This window comes from Kibdelosporangium phytohabitans (genome assembly GCF_001302585.1).
Lineage (GTDB): Bacteria > Actinomycetota > Actinomycetes > Mycobacteriales > Pseudonocardiaceae > Kibdelosporangium > Kibdelosporangium phytohabitans.
This window is the reverse complement of sequence record NZ_CP012752.1, coordinates 3,209,074-3,234,998: the sequence shown is the minus strand read 5'-3', so window position 1 is coordinate 3,234,998 and position 25,925 is coordinate 3,209,074. Positions and strand designations below refer to the sequence as shown.

Annotated in this window: 26 protein-coding genes and 1 pseudogene; 13 read left to right on the top strand and 14 right to left on the bottom strand. The window is 68.5% G+C overall.

From position 1 onward, the window contains the following. Position 1: 1 nt before the first annotated feature. The 3 genes and pseudogenes from AOZ06_RS15030 to AOZ06_RS15020 all read right to left on the bottom strand — a co-directional run bounded on the left by AOZ06_RS15030 (position 2) and on the right by AOZ06_RS15020 (position 3,810). Positions 2-688 (bottom strand): ceramidase domain-containing protein, encoded by a 687-nt coding sequence (locus AOZ06_RS15030; protein WP_054289962.1) that lies wholly within the window; start codon positions 686-688, stop codon positions 2-4. A 29-nt stretch (positions 689-717) separates the two neighbouring features. Next, a complete protein-coding gene (locus AOZ06_RS15025; RefSeq protein ID WP_054289961.1) occupies positions 718-2,193 on the bottom strand; it encodes a phytoene desaturase family protein in 1,476 nt (491 codons plus the stop codon). Next, a pseudogene (locus AOZ06_RS15020) lies at positions 2,190-3,810 on the bottom strand (ATP-binding cassette domain-containing protein). Before AOZ06_RS15020 ends, AOZ06_RS15025 begins: the two are co-directional and overlap by 4 nt. Before the next feature lie 63 nt (positions 3,811-3,873). Between AOZ06_RS15020 and AOZ06_RS15015 the strand changes: the two are divergent. From AOZ06_RS15015 to AOZ06_RS56245, 3 genes are all read left to right on the top strand, one after another. Continuing rightward, on the top strand, positions 3,874-4,554 hold the full coding sequence (locus AOZ06_RS15015) for a phosphatase PAP2 family protein (protein WP_054289960.1): 681 nt from the start codon (positions 3,874-3,876) through the stop codon (positions 4,552-4,554). A gap of 59 nt (positions 4,555-4,613) precedes the next feature. Further along, positions 4,614-5,213 (top strand): oxygenase MpaB family protein, encoded by a 600-nt coding sequence (locus tag AOZ06_RS15010; protein WP_218921994.1) that lies wholly within the window; start codon positions 4,614-4,616, stop codon positions 5,211-5,213. A gap of 133 nt (positions 5,214-5,346) precedes the next feature. Next, positions 5,347-5,562 (top strand): hypothetical protein, encoded by a 216-nt coding sequence (locus tag AOZ06_RS56245; RefSeq protein ID WP_157233023.1) that lies wholly within the window; start codon positions 5,347-5,349, stop codon positions 5,560-5,562. A 31-nt stretch (positions 5,563-5,593) separates the two neighbouring features. Here AOZ06_RS56245 and AOZ06_RS15005 read toward each other — a convergent pair whose 3' ends face one another. Beyond that, on the bottom strand, positions 5,594-6,559 hold the full coding sequence (locus AOZ06_RS15005; protein WP_169798921.1) for an ABC transporter substrate-binding protein: 966 nt from the start codon (positions 6,557-6,559) through the stop codon (positions 5,594-5,596). A gap of 408 nt (positions 6,560-6,967) precedes the next feature. Next, positions 6,968-7,999, bottom strand: a complete 1,032-nt coding sequence (gene zapE, locus AOZ06_RS15000) for a cell division protein ZapE (RefSeq protein WP_054289957.1) — start codon at positions 7,997-7,999, stop codon at positions 6,968-6,970. A 24-nt stretch (positions 8,000-8,023) separates the two neighbouring features. Here zapE and AOZ06_RS14995 point away from each other — a divergent pair, with 24 nt between their 5' ends. Genes AOZ06_RS14995 through AOZ06_RS14985 form a run of 3 tightly spaced genes read left to right on the top strand, consistent with a single transcriptional unit; the run spans position 8,024 to position 10,851 of the window. Continuing rightward, on the top strand, positions 8,024-8,761 hold the full coding sequence (locus tag AOZ06_RS14995; protein WP_054289956.1) for a pyrimidine reductase family protein: 738 nt from the start codon (positions 8,024-8,026) through the stop codon (positions 8,759-8,761). Positions 8,762-8,785: 24 nt separating this feature from the next. Further along, positions 8,786-9,838 (top strand): ATP-dependent DNA ligase, encoded by a 1,053-nt coding sequence (locus tag AOZ06_RS14990; protein WP_054296658.1) that lies wholly within the window; start codon positions 8,786-8,788, stop codon positions 9,836-9,838. Positions 9,839-9,867: 29 nt separating this feature from the next. Then, positions 9,868-10,851, top strand: coding sequence for an LLM class flavin-dependent oxidoreductase (locus AOZ06_RS14985; RefSeq protein WP_157233022.1), 984 nt, complete (start codon positions 9,868-9,870; stop codon positions 10,849-10,851). 5 nt (positions 10,852-10,856) lie between these two features. Here AOZ06_RS14985 and AOZ06_RS14980 read toward each other — a convergent pair whose 3' ends face one another. After that, positions 10,857-11,564: a S1 family peptidase gene (locus tag AOZ06_RS14980; RefSeq protein WP_054289955.1), complete on the bottom strand. Its 708-nt coding sequence runs from the start codon at positions 11,562-11,564 to the stop codon at positions 10,857-10,859. Between the two features lie 85 nt (positions 11,565-11,649). Further along, positions 11,650-13,203, bottom strand: a complete 1,554-nt coding sequence (locus tag AOZ06_RS14975; protein WP_063810038.1) for an alpha/beta fold hydrolase — start codon at positions 13,201-13,203, stop codon at positions 11,650-11,652. A gap of 101 nt (positions 13,204-13,304) precedes the next feature. On the opposite strand from AOZ06_RS14975, the gene AOZ06_RS14970 reads away from it, so the two are divergent. Then, a complete protein-coding gene (locus tag AOZ06_RS14970; RefSeq protein ID WP_054289954.1) occupies positions 13,305-14,219 on the top strand; it encodes an EamA family transporter in 915 nt (304 codons plus the stop codon). On the opposite strand, the gene AOZ06_RS57755 is transcribed toward AOZ06_RS14970, so the two are convergent. The 5 genes from AOZ06_RS57755 to AOZ06_RS14950 form a co-directional block, all read right to left on the bottom strand. After that, on the bottom strand, positions 14,216-15,841 hold the full coding sequence (locus AOZ06_RS57755) for a PPE domain-containing protein (protein ID WP_054289953.1): 1,626 nt from the start codon (positions 15,839-15,841) through the stop codon (positions 14,216-14,218). The two genes, AOZ06_RS14970 and AOZ06_RS57755, sit on opposite strands and share 4 nt — an antisense overlap. A gap of 6 nt (positions 15,842-15,847) precedes the next feature. Next, the gene (locus tag AOZ06_RS53885; RefSeq protein WP_083471695.1) at positions 15,848-16,438 is read right to left on the bottom strand and encodes a DUF3558 family protein; all 591 of its coding nucleotides are present in this window, start codon (positions 16,436-16,438) and stop codon (positions 15,848-15,850) included. A 48-nt stretch (positions 16,439-16,486) separates the two neighbouring features. After that, positions 16,487-16,897, bottom strand: a complete 411-nt coding sequence (locus AOZ06_RS14960; RefSeq protein WP_054289952.1) for a hypothetical protein — start codon at positions 16,895-16,897, stop codon at positions 16,487-16,489. A 697-nt stretch (positions 16,898-17,594) separates the two neighbouring features. Continuing rightward, the gene (locus AOZ06_RS14955; protein ID WP_054289951.1) at positions 17,595-18,230 is read right to left on the bottom strand and encodes a DUF6319 family protein; all 636 of its coding nucleotides are present in this window, start codon (positions 18,228-18,230) and stop codon (positions 17,595-17,597) included. Between the two features lie 5 nt (positions 18,231-18,235). Continuing rightward, a complete protein-coding gene (locus tag AOZ06_RS14950) occupies positions 18,236-18,460 on the bottom strand; it encodes a hypothetical protein (RefSeq protein WP_335338394.1) in 225 nt (74 codons plus the stop codon). A 33-nt stretch (positions 18,461-18,493) separates the two neighbouring features. Here AOZ06_RS14950 and AOZ06_RS14945 point away from each other — a divergent pair, with 33 nt between their 5' ends. Both AOZ06_RS14945 and AOZ06_RS14940 read left to right on the top strand, forming a co-directional pair. After that, positions 18,494-19,486 (top strand): PHP domain-containing protein, encoded by a 993-nt coding sequence (locus tag AOZ06_RS14945; protein WP_054289950.1) that lies wholly within the window; start codon positions 18,494-18,496, stop codon positions 19,484-19,486. A gap of 79 nt (positions 19,487-19,565) precedes the next feature. Then, positions 19,566-20,303: a class I SAM-dependent methyltransferase gene (locus AOZ06_RS14940; RefSeq protein ID WP_054289949.1), complete on the top strand. Its 738-nt coding sequence runs from the start codon at positions 19,566-19,568 to the stop codon at positions 20,301-20,303. 53 nt (positions 20,304-20,356) lie between these two features. Here the strand turns inward: AOZ06_RS14940 and AOZ06_RS14935 are convergent, their stop codons facing one another. Next, positions 20,357-21,343 carry an ABC transporter substrate-binding protein gene (locus AOZ06_RS14935; protein WP_063810037.1) on the bottom strand — a complete coding sequence of 329 codons (987 nt, stop codon included), beginning with the start codon at positions 21,341-21,343 and terminating at the stop codon, positions 20,357-20,359. Between the two features lie 279 nt (positions 21,344-21,622). On the opposite strand from AOZ06_RS14935, the gene AOZ06_RS14930 reads away from it, so the two are divergent. From AOZ06_RS14930 to AOZ06_RS14920, 3 genes are read left to right on the top strand one after another with little or no spacing between them, the layout of a single operon-like run. After that, a complete protein-coding gene (locus tag AOZ06_RS14930) occupies positions 21,623-21,883 on the top strand; it encodes a Prokaryotic metallothionein (RefSeq protein ID WP_157233783.1) in 261 nt (86 codons plus the stop codon). Between the two features lie 16 nt (positions 21,884-21,899). Then, the gene (locus AOZ06_RS14925) at positions 21,900-22,712 is read left to right on the top strand and encodes an SAM-dependent methyltransferase (protein WP_054289946.1); all 813 of its coding nucleotides are present in this window, start codon (positions 21,900-21,902) and stop codon (positions 22,710-22,712) included. Positions 22,713-22,749: 37 nt separating this feature from the next. Next, a complete protein-coding gene (locus AOZ06_RS14920) occupies positions 22,750-23,556 on the top strand; it encodes an SAM-dependent methyltransferase (protein ID WP_054289945.1) in 807 nt (268 codons plus the stop codon). Here AOZ06_RS14920 and ligD read toward each other — a convergent pair. Continuing rightward, positions 23,553-24,563: a non-homologous end-joining DNA ligase gene (gene ligD / locus AOZ06_RS14915; protein ID WP_054289944.1), complete on the bottom strand. Its 1,011-nt coding sequence runs from the start codon at positions 24,561-24,563 to the stop codon at positions 23,553-23,555. The genes AOZ06_RS14920 and ligD overlap by 4 nt on opposite strands. 84 nt (positions 24,564-24,647) lie before the next feature. Here ligD and hisS point away from each other — a divergent pair, with 84 nt between their 5' ends. Further along, positions 24,648-25,910, top strand: a complete 1,263-nt coding sequence (hisS, locus tag AOZ06_RS14910) for a histidine--tRNA ligase (protein WP_063810353.1) — start codon at positions 24,648-24,650, stop codon at positions 25,908-25,910. Positions 25,911-25,925 lie beyond the last annotated feature (15 nt).

Sequence of the window (25,925 nt, the reverse complement as noted above, 5' to 3'; positions counted from 1 at the left end):
CCTAGGCGCGGTTGGCGGCGGCCACGCCGTTCGACTGGCGCCACCGAACGACCGCCGCGTGTGTGACGAGGTACAGCACGACGCCGTTGAGCGTGTGCCAGATGTAGTGGGTGCCGATCGGCATCTCGTCGCACAGCGGCTGGTCGAGCGTGCGTGAGGTCAGCGAGACCGCGAAGACCAGCGCTGTGCCCAGGTACCAGGGCCAGTGGGTCTTGCGGTCCTCGTGGCGGGAGAACAACAGCAGGCCCGCGAGGACGACCAGGCCGAGCACCGCCGCCAGGTAGGTGCCCGGCATGCCGATCGGCAGCAGCGAGATCAGCGCTGTGAACGCCAGGAAGATCGGCGCCGCTATCCAGGCCCGTGACCATGGCAGGTCCCAGTACAGCCGGGCCCACAGCACGATGAAGTAGACCATGAACACTGCGATCGACCCGCTGTCCAGCGCCAGGCCCCAGCGGGTCGCCGTGGTGTGGAACGCGCTGCTGCCGAAGAAGATCACGAAGATCAGCGCAGGCAACGCGTACAGCTCGGCCGCTGGGGCGCCCGCCGCACGCGCCGTACGGCGGACGACGAGCCACGCGGCGACGGATGCGATCAGGAACGAGACGTTGCTGACCGCGTTGAGCGGCTCACTCCAGAACGAGCCGTCGGTCCGTTCGCAGTAGTTGTCCACGTAGTCCCGCTGCATGCGTCACGAGTACCACGTGCACCGCCATCTCAGCGACTTCTCAGTACGGCCATCGCCGCGTTGTGGCCTGGTATCCCGCTCACGCCGCCGCCGCGTTGTGCGCCCGCGCCGCAGAGCAGCACCCGGTCGTGCCCGGTCTCCACGCCCCACGTGCCTTCCTCGCCGTAGGGCCAGGACAGGTCCTGGTGGAAGATGTGCCCGGCGGGCAGGCCGAGTTCGTTCTCCAGGTCGACGGGTGTTTTCGCCTCGACGCAGCCCGGCAGTACGCAGTCCTCGATGGACTCGCCGAGCACGCTGTCCAGCGATCGCAGTGTCGCCCGCAATGCTTCTTCGCGGGCTTTCTCGTTGTCGTCGCGGAACAGCCGGGCGGGCATGTGCAGGCCGAACAGGGTCAGCGTGTGCATGTCCGCCGCCTGGGCCGACGGGCCGAGGATGGACGGGTCGGTCAGCGAGTGGCAGTAGATCTCACACGGCGGCAGGGTCGGGATCCGGCCGCCGTCGGCTTCCCGGTACGCCGTCGCGAGTTGCCGGTAGCTCTCGTTGACGTGGAACGTCCCGGAGAAGGCGTCCCGTGGGTCGACAGTGCTGTCCTTGAGCCGGGGCAGCCTGCGCAACACCATGTTCACCTTGAGTTGGGCGCCTTCCGGTTGCGCGTCGGGGGTTTCACCCAGCAACGCGGCGAGGGTGCGTGGCGCCACGTTGGCCAGGACGTGTCCACCCGCGACAGTCCGTTCCTCGTCGCCGACCCGGTACGTCACCTCGCCGCCGGGGTCGATCGCGGTCACCTCCGCGCCGGTCACGATCCGTGCGCCGGCCTCCTGGGCCGCCCTGGCCAGTTCGGCCGTGACCGCGCCCATCCCGCCGACCGGCACGTCCCAGTCCCCCGTGCCGTTGCCGATCACGTGGTAGAGGAAACACCTGTTCTGGCGCAGCAACGGGTCGTCCGCGGGGGCGAACGTGCCGATCAGCGCGTCGGTCAGCACGATTCCCCTGATCGTGTCGTCGGTGAAGGTGGACTCGATCACCTCGCTCAACGGCTCTTCGAACAACGCGTGCCACGCGCGGTCGTCGCCGACGCGTTCACGCAGCTGGTCCTTGGTGGGCAGCGGCTCGGTCAGCGTCGGGAAGACCCGCTCGGCGACTGATCCCGTCATCGCGTAGAAGCGTTGCCAGGCATCGGCGTCCGCGCCGAGCGACGCGGGGTCGTCGGCGAGGATCCCGCCGGAACCGACCGGTGTGTAGGACGAGATCCGGCGCCTGCGCAGCCGGACCCGCAGACCGAGGTCGTCGGCGATCTCGCGGGGCAACAGGCTGACGAGGTACGAGTAGCGCGACAGCCGCACGTCGACCGAGTCGAAGGCGCGGAACGACACCGCCGCGCCGCCCACCTCGGCCCGCCGCTCCAGCACGAGCACCGACAGCCCGGCCCGCGCCAGGTACGCCGCCGCGACCAGCCCGTTGTGCCCGCCACCCACGACGACCGCGTCCACCCCGGCATCGTTCATCGCGCTCGCCGCACCCTCTCCTCGTCCCAGACCGGCTCGTCCACTTCGGACACCGCACCGTCCGAGCGGAACAGCACGAACCGGTCGAAGGACCGGGCGAACCACCGGTCGTGCGTCACCGCGACGACGGTACCGGTGAACTCGGCCAGCGCGGCCTGCAAAGCCTCGGCGGAGTTCAGGTCGAGGTTGTCGGTCGGCTCGTCGAGCAGCAGCAGGGTCGCGCCGGACAGCTCGAGCAACAGCACCTGCAGCCGTGCCTGCTGGCCGCCGGACAGCGTCTCGAACCGCTGGTCGTTCTGCCTTGCCAGCCCGTAGCGCGACAGCGCGGCGATCGCCGCGTCCCGGTCCACGCCCGGCCGCGTCTCGTCGCCCTGCCACAGGATGTCCACCAACGTCCGGCCCACCCATTCGGGGTGCTGGTGCGTCTGCGCGAACAGGCCGGGCACGACACGGGCACCGAGCTTGGCCACACCGTCGTGGTTGACGGGATCGCCCCCGAGCAGCCGCAGGAAGTGGCTCTTGCCGGAGCCGTTGGAGCCGAGCACGCAGACCCGGTCGGCGAAGAACACCTCCAGGTCGAACGGCTTCATCAGGCCGGTCAGCTCGAGGTTCTCGCAGGTGATCGCCCTGATGCCGGTCCGGCCGCCGCGCAGCCGCGGCTTGAGCCGTTCCTGTTTGGGAGGCAGCGGCGGCGGGCCGGCCTCCTCGAACTTGCGCAGCCGGGTCTGCGCCGCCTGGTACCGCGACGCCATGCCGTCGTTGTAGCTGGCCTGCTGGCGCAAGGTGATCACGAGCTGGCGCAACTGGGCGTGCTTCTCGTCCCAGCGGGTGCGCTGCTCGGCGACACGTTCCCACCGCGCCTCCCTGGCCTCGTGCCAGGTGCCGAAACCGCCCGGGTGCACCCACGCGCTGCCGCCTTCGACCGTGACGACGTGCGTCGCGGCGACCGCCAGCAGCTCACGGTCGTGGCTGACGAGCAGGACGGCCTTGGACGTCTCGGCGAGCCGTTCCTCCAGCCATCGTTTGCCGGGCACATCGAGGTAGTTGTCCGGCTCGTCCAGCAACAGCACCTGCTCGGGCCCGCGCAGCAACGCCTCCAGCACGAGCCGCTTCTGCTCGCCACCGGACAACGTCTTCACGCCCCGGTACTTCGCGCGGTCGTACGGCACCACCCAGCGCCGCGACCGTCACGGTGTCCCATAGGACCTCGGCTGCGTAACCGCCTGACTCACCCCACGCGGCGAGCGTTTCGGCGTAGCGCATCTGCACTGGTTCGGTGTCGTCTTCCATCAGCGCGAGCTCGACGGCGTCCAGTTCTTCCGCCGCTTTCCGCAACGGGGTCGGCGCCGCGGCGAGGAGCAGGTCACGCACGGTCCGGTCGTCACGAACCGAACCGACGAACTGGGGCATGACCGCCAGTCCGCCTTCGATCCGTACGCCGCCGTCCAGCGCGGGGAGCTCGCCGCCGAGGATTCGCAGCAGTGTGGTCTTCCCGACACCGTTCGCGCCGACGATCGCCACGACCGATCCGGCGCTCACGCGGAACGTAACGTCACGGAACAGTTCCCGCCCGTCGGGCAACCTGTATGCGAGCGCGCTCGCGTCAAGGAATCCCACCGACGGATGGTGCACACATTGGCGTCTCGATCGCGAACGGTTTTCGTCCGGCATAGTGGAACGGTGCAGCCGACGATCAACCGACTCGTTCCGCACGGACTCGTGCCGCTGATCGTGGTCCTCGCCTCGGTCTGTGCCCTCGTGGTCACCACGCTGGGCCTGCTCTTCGCGGGGGAGCACACCGGCACCGCCGTCGACGACTACGTCCACTGGTCGGTGTACCGCCAGTTCGTCGGCGAACGGGGACTGCTGCAGGCGATGCTGACGCCCACCGATCCTGTCCTCCTGGTCGTCGTGATCGGCCTGATCGTGATGGGTGCGGTCGCACTGAGGCGGCCCCGGCTGGCCGTTCTCGCTGTCGCGGGGCCGGTGCTCTCGGCCGTGTTCAGCAGCGCGGTGCTCAAGCCGGCGTTCGGCCGGACCATCAACAACGGGTCGTTGGCGTTCCCGAGCGGGCACACCGCCACCATGGTCGCCGTGCTGACGGTGTTGGTGCTGGCCACCTTCGCCACGCGTACGACCGTGCTCGTCCTGACCGCAGCGGGTGCGCTCATCGTCGCGGTCATCGGCGCGACGGCGCTTGTGGGCATGAAGTACCACTACATTACCGACACCGTCGGCGGCGCGTGTGTGGCCATCGCGACCGTGCTCACCGTCGCGTTGGTGATCGACCGTGCCGCCGGTCGTCGCACTGTCAAGAACGCTGCGCGGGACGAGGAGCCTGTCACCAGCGGGACGCGGTGAGCCCCACGGCCGCGCGGATCGCGGCGACGACCCGTTCCGGCCGGTAGTGGTCCGGGTCCGTGAGCACCAGCCGTGCGGCCATCTCGAACATCCACGTCACGGGATGGCACTCGGTGCTCAAGTGCCACGAGATGTACGGCCCCGGCCCGCTCACGCCCAAGCAGGAGGAGCGGTACTGGGCCGAGTGCGTGACCGCCGCCGAGTTACAGACGTGCAAACCCTCTGACGTGCCACGATCTCGCGAGGAGGTGCGTGCGTACTACGCGGAGGTCCGGCCCCGGCTGTGTACGTCCGAACGGGCCCACCAGGGCATGCACTACCTGGTGCGCACCGAGGGCGGCAAAGGACGCCGCAAGATCAGCGCCGTCAGCCGTCTCATGGCACCGGCCACCATCGCCACATTACCGAAGTGGATGCGCACGGTCGGTGGCTCCGACCAACCCGCGTTGGTCGATCGCGTGGTTGTTCCCGCGACACGCACGGCGATCCGCTCGCTCGTCAACCGCGGTCCGCAGACCTACTTGTCGGTGCTCGGAGACGTCATCCCAGCGACCCGCCGCGTGGCTGCCCAGCATCTGCTGCACCGGACCACGCCACCGAATCCGCACACGTTGACTCCGGCGGAGGCGAAGCTGCGCTACGGCCGTCCCGCCAGTTGAGATGCCAGCGTCACGCGTGTTTACGCACCTCGCGACGCGTATGGTCCCCGTAAAATGGGGGTGGCGCTGTGAACCTGCTTGCGCACCGGGCGTAACCTTGTCGCATCATCCACGGCGACGGAAGGACGACGGTGTGACTGATACACCGATCTACGACCAACTCCGCCTCGAACTGAGCTCGCGACGAGCCGTGGCTGACCCTCCTCCGCCGAAGCAGAGTCCGCCGAAACCCAGGACCCGCTCGGAGCGCGTGCAGTCCGCTCCCCCGGTCAGGTCCGCGCCGGCCACCGAGGAGACGCGCAATCCGGTCTCGGTGTGGACGCTGGTCAACGCCAACCGCAAGAACTGAGCGGGCACGGCGGCGCCGTGCCCACCGGGCCTCATGACGGCGGGTTGATGCTCGCCATGCGCTTGTTGACTTCGATCTTCTGCGCCATGAACTGCTGTTCCAGCATCAGGTCGGCCACGCGCTGCGGGCGGATGGCCAGCGTGGTGCTGGGGTAGTTGCCCAGGTTCATCAGCTGCGCCACGTTCTTGCTGACCGAGATGTACTCGGGTAGCACGTTCTCCACCAGCGACCGGTCGAGCGAGCGCTGCTGCGCCTCGGCGAGGGCGAGCTGGAACGCGCGCACCGTGTTCGGGTTCTTGCGCGCGAAGCTGCGTGCGCAGGCGTAGCCGGACTGCGGGAAGTCCGCGGTCGGGCCGACGGCCGTGTCGGCGAACAGCACGCACCCGGCTTCCAGCTGCGAGCGGGTCATGTACGGCTCGACCATCCAGGCCGCCGCGACCTCGCCGTTGCGCACGGCGTCGGCGAGCGCGTCGAACGGCTTCTCGACGTACTTGACGTCCGTCGGCTTCATCCCGCTGGTGCGCAGCAAACTGTTGGTCAGCAGCACGCCGAGCCCGCGGAGGTTGTTCACACCGATCGGCTTGCTGGTCAGGTCGGAGATCGTGCGCATCCGGGACTTCGAGCCCGCGACGAGCCCCGTGCACCGCGGCGCGGCCTGGTACGCCTCACCGAGCACGACCCAGTCGGCGCCGTCGGTGATGTTGAGGAAGATGGTGACCCAGCTGTCGAAGGCCACGTCGGCCTGGCCGCCCACTTCGAGGTCCGGGCGCTGGTCGCCGGTCAGCTCCATGGTGACGAACTTCGGGTTCAGGCCGTACTTGGCGAAGATCCCCTCGCGCTGCGCCACGAACAACGGTGCGGTGTCGGTCACCTTCAGCACACCCAGCCGGATCTCCGGGATCTCCGGCGCGGGGTTGGCCGGCGTCGACGAGGACGAGTCGCCGCAGGCGCTCAACGCGAAGGCACCCATACCGGCGAGCAGTGTGCGGCGGCTCATCGTGCTCGTTTGCCGCACGGTTTCCATGGACCGTCTCAACACGCGTTCCTCAATTTTCTCCTGACCCCCTCGAAAACCGCCGACCATCGGGCGTGCCCGGACCTTAAACGACAGGCTAACTGCCTGTAACCCACTTTCGGACGGAGCCAAGCGGCACACACATTGTGGTCCGTGAGTACTAACACACCAACATCAGCATGCGCAACAGAATCCTGTTCGCGCATGTCAGAGCCGCAAGTTGATCTATGTTGGAAACTTTCCAGAGTTATTGCCCATAACGAAACAGATCAACTGGCACGGTCAATCGAGTGACCAATCGAACACTCTCAGAGGCATTCGATGATCAGTTTTTGCTATCCGGAGAAACCCACATTGTCACGGAATAGCAAACCCGCCATACCGGTATCATCACCGACCAAAACCCGCCCCCGCGTCGCGGGCGAGAGCGGTCAGCCTGCTGATCGAACGCAGATACTTCTTGCGGTACCCGCCGCGCAGCATCTCGTCGGTGTACAGCTCGGACAGCGGCGCACCCGAGACCGCGACCGGCACGGCGCGGTCGTACAGCCGGTCCGCCAGCGCGACCATGCGCAACGCCACGTCCTGGTCCGGCACCGCGTGCAGGCCCTTGATGTGCACCGCGGGCGCGTCAGCGACGAGCTTGCCGTAACGCGACGGGTGCAACTTGGCCAGATGCGCGCACAGTTCGTCGAAGTCATCCACAGTGGAGCCGGGGACCGCGGCGGCGTGCGCGTCGATCTCGTCGGTGGTCATCGGGTCCGGCGCGTCGGGCAGGCCGCGGTGCCGGTAGTCCGGACCGTCCACACGCACCACGGTGAACCGCGCGGACAGCGCGCGGATCTCCCTGATGAAGTCGTCCGCGGCGAACCGGCCCTCACCGAGCTTGTCCGGCAACGTGTTCGAGGTCGCGGCCACGTGCACGCCCGCGTCGGTCAGCTCGGTCAGCAACCGGGTGACCAGCGTCGTGTCACCGGGATCGTCCAGTTCGAACTCGTCGATGGCCAGCAGCCGGTGCGTGGACAGCCGCCGCACGGCCTCGGCGAAGCCAAGCGCGCCAACGAGGTGCGTGATCTCCACGAACGTGCCGTACGACTTCTCGGCCGACGGCACGGCGTGCCAGATGGACGCCAGCAGGTGCGTCTTGCCGACACCGAACCCGCCGTCCAGGTACAGCCCCGGTGCCGGGTCTGGCACGCGCTTGCTGAAGATCCGGTTGAACAGGCCCTGCTTGGCCACCGGGCCGACGCCCTGCGCGAACCGCTGGCCCGCGGTCACGGCCGCCGCCTGCGTCGGCTCGCCGGGGTTGGGCACGTACGTGCCGAACCGGACGCCCGCGAACCGCGGCGGCGGCACCAGAGCCGCGATCAGCTCTTCCGCCTCGATCTCCGGATGGCGGTCTACCAGGCGTGGAGCGGGCATGTGCGGCATGGTCTCATTGCACCCGTGCAGACCCTCTGGCCGGACCCCGGCACCGGTGAGCTGACCGACACCGCGCTGGAAGCGCTCTACGCCTATCCCGCGGGCCTCGACCGGCCCTTCGTCCAGGTGAACTTCGTGTCCAGCCTGGACGGCGCGGTGACCGTGGCGGGCAGATCGGCCGGGCTGTCCGGGCCGGGCGACCAGAAGGTCTTCCACACGCAGCGCGACCTCGCCGACGTGATCATGGTCGGGGCGACGACCGCGCTGATCGAGCGCTACCAGGGCCTCAAGCCCAACGAGGTGCGCGCGGAACGCCGTGCGCGGCTCGGCCTCGCGCCGCTGCCGCCCGTCGCGGTCGTCACGGGCAAGTGCTCGATCAGCCCGGACTCGGCGCTGATCACCGAAACGCGCGTGCCGACGATCGTGCTGACCGCCGAGGCCGCGCCCGGCCGTGCCGCGCTGGCCGACGCGGGCGCTGACGTCGTCGTCGTCGGCGACGAGCACGTCGACCTCACTCTCGCTGTGGCCGAGCTCGGTCGCCGTGGGCTGTACCGGGTCAACTGCGAGGGCGGGCCCCGGCTGTTCGGCGGGATGATCGCCGCCGACCTGGTCGACCAGCTCAACCTGACGATGTCACCGCTGCTCACCGCGGGCGACTCCGGCCGGATCGCCAGCGGGCCGGTGCTGGCCGAGGCCAGGCGCATGAAGCTGGCGGCGGCGTTGCGGGATGACGACTTCCTGATGCTGGCCTATCGTCGCTGAGTGCTGACTCCACCGGTCAAACCCATGCTCGCCAAGCCGGCCGGCTCGATCCCCGACGGTGCCGACCTGATCTTCGAACCGAAGTGGGACGGGTTCCGCTGCCTGGTGTTCCGCGACGGCGACGACGTCGTGCTGCAGTCCCGGTCGTCCAAGCCGCTGAACAGGTACTTCCCCGAGATGGTCGAGCGGCTGACCAAGGGCCTGCCCGACGGGGTGGTGCTCGACGGCGAACTGGTCGTCGGGCGCGACGGGCGGCTGGACTTCGACGCGCTCTCCGAGCGCATCCACCCGGCGGCCAGCCGCGTGACCATGCTCGCCGAGACCACCCCGGCGACGTTCGTCGCGTTCGACGTGCTGCAGGTGCCCTCCGGTGAGGTGCTGGAGGAGCCGGGCGTCAAGCGCCGCCAGATCCTGGAGGAACTGGTCGCGGGCACCGACGCGGTCAGCCTCACCCCGGCGACTCAGGACGCCGGCCTGGCCAGGGAGTGGTTCACGCTGTTCGAAGGCGCCGGACTGGACGGCGTGATCGGCAAACCCGCGCAAGGACCGTACACACCGGACAAGCGGACCATGCTGAAGTACAAGCACTCCCGCACCGCGGACTGCGTCGTGGCCGGGATCCGCTGGTACAAGGACACCGAACCCGGCACCGCCGTCGGGTCGCTGCTGCTGGGCCTGTACGACGACAAGGGCACCCTGCACAGCGTCGGCGTGGTCGGCTCGTTCCCGGCCGAGCGGCGCCGCGAACTGGCCGCGGAACTGGCGTACCTGATCCCCGACGGCGCCGAGGGCCACCCGTGGACGGGCGAGATCGCCGAGGGCACAAGGGTTCCCGGCGAGATCAACCGGTGGCGCAGCGCACAGGCGGAGTGGGTGCCGTTCCGGCTGGAGCGCGTGGTCGAGGTGGGCTACGAGCACACCGAGGGCGGTTATCCGGGCCGGTTCCGGCACACCGCGCAGTTCAAGCGGTGGCGCCCGGACCGCGTGCCGTCCTCGTGCGACTACTCGCAGCTGGAGGAGCCCGCCCGGTACGACCTGGACGCGGTGCTGCGCGGCGAGGTCCGCACCCGGGAATAAACCGGAGCCTGCCGCCGGTTAGCCCTGGTATGGCCATCCCTTACTCGGTACTCGACCTCGCCACCGTCGGCGAGGGCCACACCTCAGCCCAGGCGCTGCGCGACTCGATCGAGCTGGCGAAGCGCACCGAAGAACTGGGCTACCACCGGTACTGGGTGGCCGAGCACCACAACATGCCCGGCGTCGCGAGCTCGGCGCCCGCAGTGCTGATCGCACACCTCGCGTCGGCGACGTCGAGCATCCGCGTCGGCTCGGGCGGCGTGATGCTGCCCAACCACGCGCCGCTCGTGGTCGCCGAACAGTTCGGCATGCTCGAAGCGCTGCACCCGGGCCGGATCGACCTCGGTCTCGGGCGCGCCCCCGGCACCGACCCGCGCACCGCGCACGCGCTGCGCCGCTCCCCGCAGCCGCTGTCGGCCGACGACTTCCCCGAGCAGCTCAGCGAGCTGATCGCGTACTTCCGCGGCGAGGCCGAGGGAATCGCCGCCGTCCCGGCCGCGGGCAACCAGCCGCCGATCTGGCTGCTCGGCTCAAGTGGTTACAGCGCACAGCTTTCCGGGATGCTCGGGCTGCCGTTCGCGTTCGCCCACCACTTCAGCGCGCAGAACACGTTGCCAGCGCTTGCCTTGTACCGTCAGAACTTCCGGCCATCGGCCGTGCTCGACAAGCCCTACGCGATGGTTGCCGCGGGGGTGATCTGCGCCGACACCGACGAGCAGGCCGCGTACATCGCCGGTCCCGGCGCGTTGTCGTTCCTCAAGCTGCGTTCCGGCCGTCCCGGGCTGATCTCCACGCCGGAGGAAGCCGCGGCGTACCCGTACACCGACGTCGAACGGCTCATCGTCGAGGACCGGCTGTCGTCGCAGATCGTGGGCAGCCCGTCGACCGTCGAGCGCGGCATCGAGAAGCTGCTGTCCGAGACCGAGGCCGACGAGCTGATGATCACCACGATGGTGCACTCGGCCACCGACCGGCTGCACTCGTACGAACTCGTGGCGGGCCTGCGGGCGTAGCCCGGTCAGCCCCCGGTGTGCTGGATGATCCAGGTGCGGTCGTCCGGCACGTCGGCGTGGCTGGACGGGGCCGCCCCGCAGGGGAAGCCGCCGGCCCGGCTGTGCACGCCGATCAACTGCCGCGCGCCGGCGACGTTCTTGGTCAGCGGGTTGCCGGAGTCCCCGGCGCAGGGACCCGAGTTGTCCTTGTTGTCGACGCAGATCTCACCCGAGAGCCGATCCCGCCCGCCGGCGCACCGGCTGCCGTCGACGATCGTGCTGCTGAGCTGGTTCAGCGCGGTCGGCTCGGTGCACGAGCCGTTCGGGCAGGTCTTTCCCCACCCGAACATCACCACGGGGGTGCCGGCCGGACCCGAGTCGCCGGCGATCGGAATCGGCGCGTGGGTGACCGCGGTCGCCAGCTGGAGCAGCTCCAGGTCCGCGACGGGATGTGCGACGGTCCGGGCCACTCGTGCCACCGTGCCACCGGAAGTGCGGTTCAGGCTGCCGATCCGCACCTGAGCCGGCGTCCCGCAGTGCTTGGCGGTGACGACCCAGTTCGCCTTGATCAGCGCACCACCGCAGATGTGGCCACCACTCGCGGTCTGCAACGAGACCACGAACGGCTGCGGCTGGGTGGTCCGCGTGCCGCCGACGATGGCAGATGCCGGTGCGGGCAGGGCGATCCCCGTCAGCGCGGCGACCAAGGGCATGAGCAGGAAACGTTTTCGCATGCGACGTCCTCCTTGCGTGGGACCCGATCCGGGCCCAGCACTCAACGTAGGAGCAACCGCCGCCACGCAGAACCGCCTTTCGCGCTTACGGAGGGCAAGCAGTTCCCGCCGCGGGCACCTTGCCGTCACCGAGGAACGCGCGCACCGCGTCCGTGGCACACGGCGACGGCCCCAAAGCGCCGTGCCCCGCGCCCTGCCACGAGACCAGCACCGCGCTCGGCAGTTGCTGCGCGCTGCGCTGCGTTCCGGGCTGGGGCGTCACCGGGTCACTGGCCGTGCTCAGCACCACGATCGGCGGCAGGCCACGGCCGCTGAGCGACAGCGGCGGCTGCGCCGCGACGGACCACGCACTGCACAGCACGAGGTTCTGCGCCATCACGCCACCGAACAACGGGTACCGGGCGCGCCACTCCTTGCCCGTGGTGTTCAGGCGTTCCAGCGCCAGCCGGGTCTTGGTGTCGTTGCAGCCGGTCACCAGCGCGACGTCCAACGCGGTCGGCTGCTCCCTGCTGTCGTCGATCAGCGGCTTGACGTACTTGATCAACGCGGTGCCGTCGTTGTCGCGTGCCTTGGCCATCGCGTCGGCCAGCGCGGGCCAGCCCGACCGGTTGGCCAGGCCCGTGAGCACCGCACGGGTCGCGCTGCCCGCCGTGAGCCCGGCGTCCACCGACGGGATCGGGCTGGCGCGCAGCTTGCGGACCAGGTCGAGGAACGTCTGCCTGGGATCGGCGCCGAGCGGGCAGTTGCGGGCCACGCAGTCCTTGGCGAACTCGGCGAACGCGGCCTCCGCGCCGGTGGCGGCGCCTTCCATCGTGACCAGCGAGTCGCCGCTGGGATCGGGCAGGCCGTCGTACACCATCCGGCCGACCCGGTCGGGGAACCGGTCGCCGTACACACCGAGCACCCGCGAGCCCTCGCCGATCCCGATCGCGCTCAGCCGCTGCAGGCCCAGCGCCTCACGGACCTTCTCGAGGTCGGCGGCGGTGCGCCAGGTGTCCATCGCGTACAGCCGGTTCTCCAGGCTGATGATGCACTGCTGACCGGCCTGGCGGACCACGTCGAGCAGGTCCTCGAGGTCCTCGGCGGCCGGGTCGGCGTCGACGATGTCCGAGCGGATGTCGTCCTGGACGCACCGGATCGGTTCGGAACTGCCTGAGCCCCGGCGGTCGACGCCGATCAGCGAGAACTTGGTGAGGAACTCCGGCGGCAGGCTCGCGGCCAGCCGCGCGGCCTTGACCGTGCCCGGCTCGCCCTGCACGTCGCTGACCACCACGATCGGCGCCCGGCCAGTGCCCGCCTTGAGGACGGTCAGGCGCATCGGGGTGCGACCGGGAAGGCTCGGCGAGTCCACCATGGTCTGCACCCGCGCGCACTGCACAGATTGCTCAGGCACGCCGTACGTGCTCATGCGGGTCTTGATGACCGCGTCGCAGTCCGCCCACGACACCGTGGGGCGAGTCGGCTCCTCCAACGGTGGCACCGGCAACCGCGCCGCGCTCGTCGCGGGCGGCGCCTGCTGCTCGACAGGGCCGTCGTTGACCACGATCGCCGGACGCTGCGACGGCACGGCCGTGCAGGCGGTGGTGACGGAGGCAACCGCCGCGAGCAGCACAATCGCCCGTCGCGCCAAGGTGCCCATGGCCACACCCTCGCACGGCGTTCGTGAGGACCACGTGAGCACCGTTCCCGGATCCTGAAAAATCACGTGACGCCCGGGGCGCGACCACCGACCATCCGGGCATGGCCACGATGCACGCCGACCGAGCCGGACGCGGCCGGTTACCCCGGTTCACCCTGACAGCCCTGGCCGGACGGACACTCGGCGCGGTGCCGCCACCAGCGCAGATCCTGGTCGGCATCGTCAGCGTGCAAGTGGGCGCGGCACTGGCCAAGAACCTGTTCGGCGCGATCGGCAGCCTGGGCACGGTGGCCATCCGGCTGTTCTTCGCGGCGTTGGTGCTGATGCTGCTGTGGCGGCCATCACCGCGCATGGACCGTCGCAGCTGGACAGTGGTACTCGGCTTCGGCGTGGTGCTCGGCGTGATGAACCTGTGCTTCTACATGGCGTTGGCCCGCATCCCGCTCGGCATAGCGGTGACCATCGAGTTCCTCGGACCGCTCGCGGTGGCCCTGGCGGGGTCACGGCGATGGCTGGACGCCTTCTGGGCCGTGCTCGCGGCCGGAGGCGTGGTCCTGCTGATGGAAGGACGCGGCGACCTCAACCTCGCCGGATTCCTGTTCGCACTGGCGGCGGGAATGTGCTGGGGGCTGTACATCCTGCTCGGCGCGGCACTGGGGCGGCACACGTCGGAAGGCAACGGCCTGGCGTTGGGGATGGTGGTCGCGGCGCTGGTGGCCGTGCCCTTCGGCGTGGCCGACAGCGGTGCGTCGGCACTGATCCAGCCGTGGGTGCTGGTCGTGGGGCTCGGCGTGGCGCTGCTGTCGTCGGTGATCCCGTACTCGCTGGAAGTGGAAGCACTGCGCAAGCTGCCGCCGCGGGTGTTCGGCATCCTGATGAGCCTGGAACCAGCGGTGGCGGCCCTGGTCGGTCTTCTGGTGCTGCACGAGTCACTGCACGCGATGCAGTGGGCCGCGGTCCTGTGCGTGGTCGCCGCTTCGGCGGGCGCCACACGTGGCGCCCGCCCAGACGTCTAACCGCCGATGACGGGCGGGGCCGTCACCTCGTCGGTGCCGAACATGCTGTCCGGGTCAGGCTCGACGAGGTACGAGGGACGCTGGTGCTCCTCGTCCTCCCCGCCCTCACCCCGACCGGCGCCCATGCCACCCATACCGCCCATACCCGCGGCGCCAGGACGGCCAGCCATACCAGCGGCACCACCACGTCCACCACCAGCGGCCTGCTCAGCGGCAAGGCCACCGACACCCGCGTTGGCGCCGGGGCCGAAGCCACTCTTGGCCCCACCAGGACCACCGGTCCCAGTACCGGTGCCAGTCCCACCAGGACCACCACCGCCAGGCCCGAAGCCACCGCCGCCACCACGGCCGCCGTAACCGGACCCACCACCGCCACCGGACGAGTAACCACCGCCCGTGGCAGGCATGAAGCCAGGAGACATACCCCCAGTGGAGGGGTCGTAGCCGGAGTTGTTGCCGGAGTTGTTGCCACGCACACCACTGCCAGGGATGTAACCCTGACCGCTTGTTCCGCTGCCAGGCCCCTTGCCGCCGTTGGGACCGCCACCGGTACCCGTGCCGATGTCCGGCCCAGGCCGACCGCCACCAGGACCACCCCCGGGGCCACCGCCAGGACCGCCGCCGGGTCCACCACCCGGCCCACCACCCGGCCCACCGCCAGGACCGCCACCGGGTCCACCACCCGGCCCGCCCCCAGGACCACCACCGGGCCCATTCGGATCATCCTTGCCAGGAGGCCGAGGCGGAGGAGGCGGCGGCGGGGGTGGAGGCGGCGGAGGCGGAGACCCGCCATTCATGGTCGGCGGGGCAGCGAAAGCAGGCATGGTGCTCGCGCCACCGAGCGTGCTGTCGTACGTCCCCACAACCTGGACAGCCTGCTGCTTGGCCTCCTGCTGCTGGTTGTACTTCGCCATGTAGGTGACGTACTTGGTCATGTACTGGAACGGATCAGTGGTCCGGTCCAAATCCGCATTGGCCTTGTCGACATCGAAGTCGACCGGCGGCGGCATGTTGTTCTTGGCCGTCTCCAAAGCAGAGCTGTACTGCTGGGTCTGGGTACCCGCGAGCTGCGCACTGACGCCCGCCTTGCCGACCCAGTTGCCGACATCCGTCATGAAGGTGCGGGCCGTGTCAGCGGCCTTGCCCCGCCACTCCGTCTGGCTGTCGCCGATGGCCTTGACGACATCGGTCTGGAACTCGACCATCCGGTTGCCCGCGTCAAGCCACTTGGAGCCGACCGTCCCGACCTGACCGGGATTGACGCCCTCCTTGACCATCGTCTCAAGCTGGTTGTGCTCGTAGCTCTGGTAGTTCGTGCACTGCATCATCGGCGGCTGGCGCGTCTGCACCCCCTGCTGCAGAGCCGCGGCCTGATCCCGCATCTGCTGGTCGACCCGTTCCCTCACGGTGCCTTCACGTGAGACCTCCGAGAAGATCCTGCTCCACCAGTTCTGGTCTTCGATCTCCCGGTCGACATCCCGCTCGACCTGCGTCTGCACCTGGCCGCGCTTGTCCGACGTCCCCTGCATCTCGACACCGTGGGTGTCACCCCGGCGGGTTGACGGGTTGTACGCCGTCGCCATCCCCGGGTTGTACTCCGGTTCCGCGTGCCTCGGTGCCATGACTACTCAGCTCCCACCTGGCAATTTGGGTTCCACAATCTGGGCTACCTGCGTCGCGATCTGACACGCCCTGGAGCTGTCATTTCCAGAAGCCACTGCCGCGTCGACTCGTGAAGTTTCCGTCACCGCGAGACTGATCGCGCAGGACGTCCCGTAAATGGACTGAACAGCCTTGCGCTTACCGACGTTTGGGATCTCTTTGATCCCTCCTGTGGCATACACATCCTTAAGGCCGGCAGTCTCGTAGAGCGCCACCTGAATCGAATACTCCCCGGTCTGCGTTGAATTCCAAAGACAGCTTGTACGCTTACCCGGCTCAGCTTCCTCCGGCTTGCCTGCACCAACCGCGAATGTCGACGTCTCAGCAGCGCCAAGCAGGCTACAAGGGTCCAGGTCCTTGAGAAGGTTGTCGCCGGGTGCCGAGCTGGTGGATCCAGGCGTCTTCGACGTCGAACTCCCCCCGTTAGGCAGCTTGGGACGAGAGGTGTCCGTCGTCGTGTTGCCGGGTGTTGGCAATCCGCCGGTCTCGCTCTTACACGCGCCCAGGCTCACCGCCAAGGCAACAAGGGCAACAGTTGCCAGAACCGACTTCTTCACTAACGCCTCACCTGTTCACAGTCCAATGCGGGATGGATATCCGATAATTCACACCGGTTCGATACGACCGAGCGCAGCCCGGTTGGCCTGTTCTGTGGCTTTATAGTTCGCCATCGCCTTATTAATACCCTCTTCAGCCTTTGCCAGAGAGTCGTTGAAATGCTTCAATTGCGTCAAGAAGCCTTGCCCATCAACTGCCACCTGCTGCGCATAAGGAGCAATTACCTGCGCAGCGTTGCTGCCACCCAATGGCATGCGCTGCGCCAGGTCACGCAGCCCCAACTGCTGCTCGTTGGCCCACTCGCGCATGGACCTGATGGCTTTGAGCAGGGCATCGCCGCCGGACTGGTTGACCTCGAAGCCGCCGCTTGCGGCCATGCCCGCGAAAGCGTCCATGCTCGAGCCGATGGAGTCCCAGCTGATGCCGCGTTTGGCCTCTGCGTCAAGGTCTTCGTACATGGCGTCCCCTCGTTCCGGCCTCCCTGGGCCACGGTATCAAGGGGTGACGTGGCCCGTCTTGACTGTGACGGAACTGGCGCGAGGTTGGTTCCCCTGACCTGGCGGATCACCCGGACAGGTGGTCGGCTGTGACCGCGTGGACGGACAGGTTCCGCAACGTCTGACCAGGTCGGAGTCGGCTATGGTCCGTGCCCGAAGATCGGGGAACGGACGGGGGACGGCGTCGGGTCACGGTGCTCGGCGTGTTCAGCGCATGGGCCGGTGGCGCGGATCTGCCTGTCGTCTGCGGACCAAGTCACGCAGGTGACGGGCGGCCGTCGGCTGGGTGTGGACGCTGCCCAAGTGGACGCGTTTCGCTTCGAACACCTCGTCGCCGCTGGTCGGGGCCACTCGTGCACGGGTGATCCGGATGCTGCGGTGGCCATACCCAGCGAGGCGGTGGCGAGGCGATGGCGACCGTCCTGGCGTCACAACCGGACCGATCTGCAAGTCCCGACGAGCGCGCTTGGCGGCGAAAGATCTGCCGAGGCGTACGAGATCGGCTGGCACACTCGGATACACCTACAGCCAAGGCAGATCCCAACACGGTTGTTTCAGCGCTCCGCCCAGCCCGCTCAGGACGCAACGAACGCCGCCCTGGCTGCGCGTGGGGGCACGGGAGGCCACATTGGTGGCGCGGGCCCGGCCGCGGGGATCGCTAAGTGAGCTCGTTCAGCGATCGGCGGGCGGCGTCCAGTTCTGCTTGCAGGAAGGCGATGCGTTCCTCGTGCTGCTGTCTCGCCGCCGCCATCACCGCGCTGATCGCGTCCTCCACTTGGTTCGGCAGCTCTTTGGCTATCTTGTGGATCGCCGCCGCCGGGATCGGCATCGCACGGACACTGCGCTTCTTGCCGACCACCACGTCGACTGTCCAGTCGCCGCGCGGGGTCGAGTGCAGGGTCACCGTCACTTCCGACGGCGGAACCGTCCGGCGGCGGGGCGTGGGTTTCTTCTTCTCGGCCGGTTGTGGTTGCTCCGGCTGGTAGATCTGCTCTTCGACCGGCGCGGGGGCCGGGGCCGGGGCCGACGCCGCTGCGGGGGCCGCCTGCTTCTTCGGCGCTGGGCGCTGTTTCGGGCGGGTCAGCGTCAGTTCCGCTTTCGAGAAGGACAACGTGTCCTGTGAACCCGTTGGCTTGACTTCGATGAAGTCGCCCTCTTCCGGTGACGCGAAGGACACCACTTTCCCCGACTTCCCCGGGTCCACCCCTACTGCCCGTCCGGTGAACCACACTGTCGGGGGCTTGCCTTTTTCCAGCGCGTCACGCAGTTGGGTGATGTCGTTGTCGGAGAGCATGGTCTTTACTCTGCACCACCGCGCAACCGGTACTCGCAGCCGTACTCCACCGCGTAGTGCAGGTCGTAGTGGTGCACGATCTTCGGCCCGCCGTGCAGGTGCACGTGGGTCACTGTTTCCTTCAACGTGGCAGGCAACTGCGACAGCGTGTCCACGCGTCCGTCCAGCGGTCCGCCGACGTAACGCACGACGTAGTCCTGCGACATCGGCTCTCCCTCCACCTTGTGCACTCGATCCATCGTACTAAGGACCATGATGAACGCATGGATCCTGCGAAAGCACTCCGGCAGATCGGGTTCTACCTCGAGCGCAAGGGCGAGCCCACGTTCAAGATCCAGGCGTTCCGGAAGGCCGCGGCCATAGTGGACGGCCTGCCCGCCGACGAAGTCCGGCTGCGCGCCGAACGCGGCACGCTCACCCGGCTGCCGGGCATCGGCAAGTCGACCGCCGGTGTCATCAGCGACGCCCTCGCCGGCCGCCAGCCGGACTACCTCGGCAGGTTGATCGAGGAAGCGACAATTCCCGTCGCCGGTGGGCACGCCATGCGCGCCGCGCTCAAAGGCGACTGCCACACGCACTCCGAGTGGTCCGACGGCGGCAGCACCATCCGTGAGATGGCCGAGGCCGCGCGCGACATCGGCCACGAGTGGATGGCGCTGACCGACCACTCCCCCAGCCTCACCGTCGCCAACGGCCTCACGACGGAGCGGCTTCGCCGCCAGCTCGACATCGTCGCCGAGCTGAACGACGAGCTGAAACCGTTCCGGATCCTCACCGGGATCGAGGTCGACATCCTCCTCGACGGCGGTCTCGACCAGGCCGAGGACGTGCTGGCGGAGTTGGACGTCGTCGTCGCGAGCGTGCATTCCAAGCTGCGCATGCCGTCCGCCGAGATGACCAGGCGGATGATCAAGGCCGTCGGCAACCCGCACGTCACCATCCTCGGGCACTGCACCGGCCGGATGCGCACCGCGAAACGCGACCGGCCGGAGTCGGCGTTCGACGCCAAAGCGGTGTTCGAGGCGTGCCGGGACAACGGGGTCGCCGTCGAGATCAACTCACGGCCGGAGCGCCTCGATCCGCCGAAGCGGCTGCTGCGGCTGGCCGTCGAGATCGGCTGCGAGTTCGCGATCGACAGCGACGCGCACGCGCCCGGCCAGCTCGACTGGTTGCCGCACGGGTGTGAACGCGCCGAGGAGTGCGGTGTGCCCGTCGAACGCGTCATCAACGCGCGGTCGAATCCCTCGGCCGAATAGGGCAATCGGCGTACCGGCGGTGATCGGAACAGCGCTAGCCTCGATGTGCTTTTTCGCCACCGACTGGAGGATTCCACGAATGACGGCTCAGCCCGGATTGGTTTTCGGTGTCGATCCCGCCCACTACGACCAGCACCGTCCGGCCGTGCCGGAACTCGCCGCTGATTGGCTGTTGCCCGCGGGCATCGGTGTCGTCGTCGACGTCGGCGCGGGAACCGGTCACATGACCCGGATTCTGTTGAAACGCGCGGGCCGGGTGGTCGCGGTGGATCCGGATCCGCAGATGGTCGCTTGGCTGCGGGAGAAGTTCCCGGACGCGTCCGTGCACGTCGGCAGTTCGGAAGCGCTGCCGGTCGCGGACGGTTGCGCCGACGCGGTTGTTTCGAGCAACGCGTGGCATTGGTTCGATCCGCCCAAAGCGGGTGCGGAAGCCGCGCGTTGCCTCAAACCCGGCGGTGTTCTCGGCGTTTCCTGGCACGACCGCGGTGACAGCGACCTGTGGCTCGAAGAAGTGCAGAACGTGATCCTCTCGGCGCACATCCCCGGGCGCCCCGTGCACCGGCTGCAACTGCCGCCGGATCTGCCGTTCGGGCCGATCGAGAAACACGTCGCCGAATACGAACGCGAGATGACCCCGCAGCAGATCTGCGCCATGCACAGCACCTACAGCGCGACGATCTCGCTGCCGGAAGGCGAACGCGCCGCCCTGCTCGGCAAGCTGCACGACCACCTGGTCGCGCACGCGGCCGAACGCGGCACGGCCACGCTCGCGATCCCGTTCGTGGCCACGCTGTACCGCACGCACCGGCTGGCCTGACTGTCCACACCGGACGGCCGGGGAGGCGCGTCCTCCCCGGCCGCGCGGGCCATCTACTTCGCCGGCGCGATCACCATGGTCTGCATGTCGACGCGCTCGGTCTCCTTGAGCTCACCGGTCGCCACCATCAGGTCGACCACCCGCTGGAACCGCCTCGGGTCGGTGCTGGAGGAGAACGTCGGCAGCGTCATCAGCTTCGCCACGTTGTCCTTCACGCCGATGTACTTGATCACGACCTTCTCGACGGCGTCACGCCCCTGCGCGTCCGTGACCGCCTTGGCCATCGCGCGCTGGAAGGCGGCGACGGTCCTGGGGTTCTCGTCGACGAACTTCCTCGTCGCGATCCAGCCCGAGGTCGGGAAGTCCGCGGTCGACCCGCTGAACGGCGAGATCAGCTTGGTCACGCCCGCCTTCTGCAGCGCCTCGGTCAGGAACGGCTCGTTCATGATCGCCGCCTGCACGTCGTTGTTGTTCAGCAACGTCGGCATGTCCGCGAAGGACGTGGACTGGTACTGCTCCTTGGTGATGTCGATGCCGTGGATCTTCATCTGGGAGCGCAGCGCGAGCTCGCCGATCCCGCCGGGTGAGCTGACCGCGATCTTCTTGCCGACCAGGTCGGTCACCTTCGTGATCGGGCCGTCCTTCTTGACCACCAGCAGGAACAGGTCCTCCGTGGTGGTGATGGCGTCCGCGACGACCTTCAGCTCGGCGACCTTCTTGGCCACCGGGGTGATCGCGGGCGGGTAGCTGGTCAGCACGATGTCGGCGGTCCCGCCGATGACGTTCTGGATATTCGCCGAGCCCTTGGCGCCCGTTGTCAGTTTGACGTCGAGGCCTTCGGCTTTGAAGTGCCCGTTGTCCATTGCGAGACGGATCGGCGCGGAGTCGATGATCTTCAGATCAGCCACGTTGATCGTGGATTTCTCCAGGCCGGCAGCGCCCTGCCCCTGCGGTGTCTCAGCGGATCCGTCGAGCGCCGAGCAGCCCCCTATTGCCGCCACCAGCACCATCGAGACAGCGGCAAGTCGTTTCCGACGCATGTGAGGTTTGTCCTCTCCCAGTTCCCGTCGCGCAGCACGGCATCGTGCGAGTAGCGCCGAAGGTTAGTGGCACACGTTTGCATTGGAAGCCGCCGAATGCAGTACCTACATCTGCACTTTCCTGTCATTTTCCGACAACACGCATAATCGACAATATAAAGTCGGACGGTATATAACATTTCCTATCTGCTGCACAGTCCATCAGGACGCACCTGTCACCCGATCGGGTCTCGAGTTGCCGGTCCGGCGTGCGCGCCGCACCCTCGGCGCATGCACGATTTGGCCAGATGCGACGTTTGCGGCAACGACTACTGGATGGCGTTCGAAGTACGGACCGTCAGCGGCGACGTGTACACGTTCGACAGTTTCGAGTGCGCCATCCAGAAGCTGGCGCCGCGTTGCGAACACTGCGAATGCCGGATTCTCGGGCACGGTGTCGAAGTCGAGGGCCGCTTCTTCTGCTGCGCGCACTGCGCGCGGCAGGGCGCGAGCGGACTGGGCAGCCAGATCAAGGACACCGTGGGCGCGCTGCCTGGCTGAGGGCGATTCTGGCAGGATGCGCGGGGTGGATTTCCCGCACATCGACAGCACCAGGCCGAGCGTTGCCCGTGTCTACGACGCTGGGTTGGGCGGCAAGGACAACTACGAGGTCGACCGCGCGGTGCTGCGCGCCATCGACGCCGCCGTCCCGAACCACACGATCGTCCCGCGTGACAACCGGGACTGGCTGATCAGGATCACGCGCTACCTCGCGGGCCAGGTCGGCGTCTCGCAGTTCCTCGACCTCGGCTCCGGCCTGCCGACGGCGGAGAACACCCACCAGATCGCGCAGCGGGTGAACCCCGAGGCGACGGTCGTCTACGTGGACAACGACCCGATGGTGCTCGCGCACGGCCGTGCCCTGCTGGAGGAGAACGACCGCACGCACTTCCTCTCGATGGACCTCACCAAGCCCGACGAGGTGTTCGCGAACCCGGAAGTACAGCGTTATCTGGACTTCGCCGAGCCGGTCGCGCTGTACCAGATCGGGGTGCTGCACCACCTCAAGGACACCGACGGGATCCGCCAGATCATGCGTGAGTACATCGACCGGCTGGCGCCCGGCTCGTACGTGGCGATCAGCCATTTCCACAACCCGGGCGGGGAGGACGGGCAGGCCGCGGCGGACCTCCAGCGGGTGATGTCCGGCGGCCCGATGGGCAGCGGGTACTTCCGCTCCCGCGCGGACATCGAGTCGTTCTTCGGCGACCTCGAACTCGTGCCACCTGGACTGGTGCACGCCCCGCTGTGGTGGCCGGACGGCCCACAGGTGAAACCGCTCATCACGCCGCAGCGGCTGTTCCTGGCCGGGCTGGCCCGCAAAACGTAGCCCCGGCACCGGCCCGCGGTTCTGGCAAGATGTCGCGATGGACTTACCGCAGATCGACATCACCAAGCCGAGCATCGCCCGCGTGTACGACGCCGGACTGGGCGGCAAGGACAACTACGAAGTCGATCGAGCGATCCTGCGGGCCATCCTGGAGCACTCACCGGACGCGATGCTCGCCGCGCGCGACAACCGCGAGTGGCTGATCCGCGTCACCCGGTTCCTCGCGGGCGAGGCCAAGATCAGCCAGTTCCTCGACCTGGGTTCCGGGCTGCCGACCGCGGAGAACACCCACCAGGTGGCGCAGCGGCTCAACTCCGAGGCGACGGTCGTCTACGTGGACAACGACCCGATCGTGCTGGCGCACGGCCGCGCCCTGCTCGCCGAGAACGAGCAGACCCACTTCATCGCCGGCGACCTGACCGAGGCAGCCGGGCTGCTCGAGAACTCGGACGTGCACCGCTACCTGGACTTCTCCCAGCCGATGGCGCTGTACCAGATCGGCACGCTGCACCACTGCGCCGACCCGGACGCCATCCGCGACTTCATGCGGGTGTACGTGGACGCGCTCGCGCCGGGCTCGTACGTGGCCATCAGCCATTTCTTCGACCCGGGCAGCGGTGCGGACAGCGAGTCCGCGCAGCGGACGCAGCGGCTGCTCACCGGGAGCCCCATGGGCAGCGGGTTCTTCCGCCTGCGGGCGGAGATCGAGTCCTTCTTCGCCGGCCTGGACCTGGTCGAGCCGGGCATCGTCGCGGCGGCCGAGTGGTGGCCGGACGGGCCGAGGGTCCGGCCGCTCGTCCGGCCACAGCGGCTGATCGTCGCGGGCCTGGCCGTGAAGCGCTAAGGGTTCTCCGGCTCCGGCCGGGCCCGGGACGGCTGGACCCGCTTGGGCTCCCCCGGCATCTTCGGGTAGTCCGGCGGGTAGGGCATCTCGCCGCGGGGGTCGCTCGAGTACAGCTCGAGCAGCGACTCGAGGCCGAACGCCTCCGCGTCGATGTCCGCGTGCGCGTCCCCTTGCGAGGCAAGCAGATCCGGCACGGTGAAGATGTCGAAGTCGTCCGGGTCCACATCGGACAACTGGTTCCACGTCAGCGGCATCGACACCGTGGCACGCGGTGTGCCGCGCACCGACCACGCCGACGCGATCGTGCGGTCCCGCGCGGCCTGGTTGAAGTCGAGGAACACGCGTTCGCCGCGCTCCTCCTTCCACCACGCCGTGGTGGCCAGGTCGGGGATGCGCCGCTCCACCTCGCGCGCGAGGCCGATCACCGCGTGCCGCACGTCGATGAAGTCCCACTCCGGCCGGATCCGCACCAGTACGTGGATGCCGCGCCCGCCGGACGTCTTCGGGTAGCCGGTCAACCCGTTGTCCACCAGCACTTCCCGCAGCACGCCCGCGACCTTCACCGCGTCGGCGAAGTCCGTGCCGGGCTGCGGGTCGAGGTCCACGCGCAACTCGTCCGGGTGATCCACCTCCGGCCTGCGCACCGGCCACGGGTGGAAGTCGAACGTCCCCAGGTTGGACGCCCACGGGATGACCGCCGGTTCGGTCGGGCAGATCTCGTCGGCGGACCGGCCGGACGGGAACTTGATCGTCACGGTCCGCACCCAGTCGGGCGCGCCCTTGGGCACCCGCTTCTGGTAGAACCACTCGCCGGTCACGCCGTCGACGTACCGCTTGAGCGTCGTCGGCCTGTCCCGCAACGCTTTGGCCAACGGCTCGGCCACCGAGATGTAGTACTCGACCACCTGCCGCTTGGTGATCTCGCGTTCGGGGAAGTACACCTTGTCCGGATTGGACACGCGGATCATCCGGTCGCCGATCGGGAGCTCGATAGCCTTCGAAGCCATGGGGCAACCCTAGTGAGAAATGGGGTCGCACGCGCCCGGTAGTTTTAGCGGACGTATCCGACCTGATGAGGACTACCGGTGAAGATGGACAACAGCCCCGCGAGGGGCACTCGTGACCTCCTGCCCGCGACCGTCGCCGTGCGCGACCACGTCCTGGCGCGGATCACCGAGGTCTACCACCGGTACGGCTACCAGCGCATCGAGACGCCCGCGCTCGAGGACATCACCCGGCTGACCGGCGGACAGGGCGGCGAGAACGAGAAGCTGATCTTCAAGATCCTCCGCCGCGGCCTGACCGAGCTGCCCGCCAGCGTCGACGAGCTGGCCGACCTCGGCCTGCGCTTCGACCTGACGGTCCCGCTGACCCGGTTCTACGGCCACAACCACGCGTCGCTGCCGACGCCGTTCCGGTCGTTCCAGATCGGCCCGGTCTGGCGCGCCGAGCGGCCGCAGAAGGACCGGTACCGCCAGTTCCACCAGTGCGACATCGACGTGATCGGCGAGGAGTCGGTGCTGGCCGAGGCCGAGCTGATCGAGGCGACCACGGAGGCGCTGGCGGCTGTCGGGCTGCCCGGCACGACCGTGCGCCTGTCGGACCGCCGGTTGCTGTCCGCGCTGGCCGATGGCGCGGGGGTCGCGCCGGAGGCGCAGGGGGCCTTCTTCATCACCTTGGACAAGCTGGACAAGATCGGCTGGGACGGGGTGCGCAAGGAGCTGACCGAGCGGGCCGGGTTCAGCGAGGCGCAGGCGGACGGCGTGCAGACGGCCATCACGGCGTTGCAGGGCCTGGACCCGGCCAAGCTGGCCGACCAGCTCTCCGACGCCGTGCCGAACCTGCCGGACGGTGTCGCGGCGGACCTGGTGGCGACCACGACCGCGCTCGCCGAGCTGGCCGGGACCCGGGAGCTCGGCTGGGAGTTCGACCCGACGCTGGTGCGCGGGATGGGCTACTACACCGGGCAGATCTTCGAGGTGAGCCACCCGGGCACGAGCGCGTCGGTGGCCGGTGGCGGCCGCTACGACAAGCTGATCGGCCGTTCGCTGGGCAAGGACGTGCCCGCCTGCGGGTTCTCCATCGGCTTCGAGCGGATCGTGAACCTGCTCGACGACGCTCCGCGCACGGACGCTGTCGCCGTGCTGCACGAGGCCGACGTGGCCCCGGCCGAGGTGCTGGCCGTGGCGCGCGGGCTGCGTGCGCAGGGGCGCCAGGTCACGGCGATCAAGCGGCGCGGCAAGTTCGGCGCGCAACTGGGCAGGCTGGAGGAATGGGGGTTCACCTCCATGGTCCACATCCGCTCCGGCGAGGTGGCGGAGGAGCGGGTTTTGGGGAGCCGGGAATCAAGCTGACTGGCTATGGTGTTG

Coding starts and splice junctions, on each gene's coding strand:
- AOZ06_RS14960 (WP_054289952.1), bottom strand. CDS start 16,897: ATGTACGAAGACCTTGACGCAGAGGCCAAACGCGGCATCAGCTGGGAC.
- AOZ06_RS15025 (WP_054289961.1), bottom strand. CDS start 2,193: ATGAACGATGCCGGGGTGGACGCGGTCGTCGTGGGTGGCGGGCACAAC.
- AOZ06_RS14955 (WP_054289951.1), bottom strand. CDS start 18,230: ATGCTCTCCGACAACGACATCACCCAACTGCGTGACGCGCTGGAAAAA.
- AOZ06_RS57755 (WP_054289953.1), bottom strand. CDS start 15,841: ATGGCACCGAGGCACGCGGAACCGGAGTACAACCCGGGGATGGCGACG.
- zapE (WP_054289957.1), bottom strand. CDS start 7,999: ATGCCCGCTCCACGCCTGGTAGACCGCCATCCGGAGATCGAGGCGGAA.
- AOZ06_RS14935 (WP_063810037.1), bottom strand. CDS start 21,343: ATGCGTCGGAAACGACTTGCCGCTGTCTCGATGGTGCTGGTGGCGGCA.
- ligD (WP_054289944.1), bottom strand. CDS start 24,563: ATGGCTTCGAAGGCTATCGAGCTCCCGATCGGCGACCGGATGATCCGC.
- AOZ06_RS14980 (WP_054289955.1), bottom strand. CDS start 11,564: ATGCGAAAACGTTTCCTGCTCATGCCCTTGGTCGCCGCGCTGACGGGG.
- AOZ06_RS14940 (WP_054289949.1), top strand. CDS start 19,566: ATGACGGCTCAGCCCGGATTGGTTTTCGGTGTCGATCCCGCCCACTAC.
- hisS (WP_063810353.1), top strand. CDS start 24,648: ATGGACAACAGCCCCGCGAGGGGCACTCGTGACCTCCTGCCCGCGACC.
- AOZ06_RS14925 (WP_054289946.1), top strand. CDS start 21,900: ATGCGCGGGGTGGATTTCCCGCACATCGACAGCACCAGGCCGAGCGTT.
- AOZ06_RS14990 (WP_054296658.1), top strand. CDS start 8,786: ATGCTCGCCAAGCCGGCCGGCTCGATCCCCGACGGTGCCGACCTGATC.
- AOZ06_RS14975 (WP_063810038.1), bottom strand. CDS start 13,203: ATGGGCACCTTGGCGCGACGGGCGATTGTGCTGCTCGCGGCGGTTGCC.
- AOZ06_RS15005 (WP_169798921.1), bottom strand. CDS start 6,559: ATGAGCCGCCGCACACTGCTCGCCGGTATGGGTGCCTTCGCGTTGAGC.
- AOZ06_RS14945 (WP_054289950.1), top strand. CDS start 18,494: ATGGATCCTGCGAAAGCACTCCGGCAGATCGGGTTCTACCTCGAGCGC.
- AOZ06_RS14985 (WP_157233022.1), top strand. CDS start 9,868: ATGGCCATCCCTTACTCGGTACTCGACCTCGCCACCGTCGGCGAGGGC.
- AOZ06_RS14970 (WP_054289954.1), top strand. CDS start 13,305: ATGGCCACGATGCACGCCGACCGAGCCGGACGCGGCCGGTTACCCCGG.
- AOZ06_RS15030 (WP_054289962.1), bottom strand. CDS start 688: ATGCAGCGGGACTACGTGGACAACTACTGCGAACGGACCGACGGCTCG.
- AOZ06_RS14920 (WP_054289945.1), top strand. CDS start 22,750: ATGGACTTACCGCAGATCGACATCACCAAGCCGAGCATCGCCCGCGTG.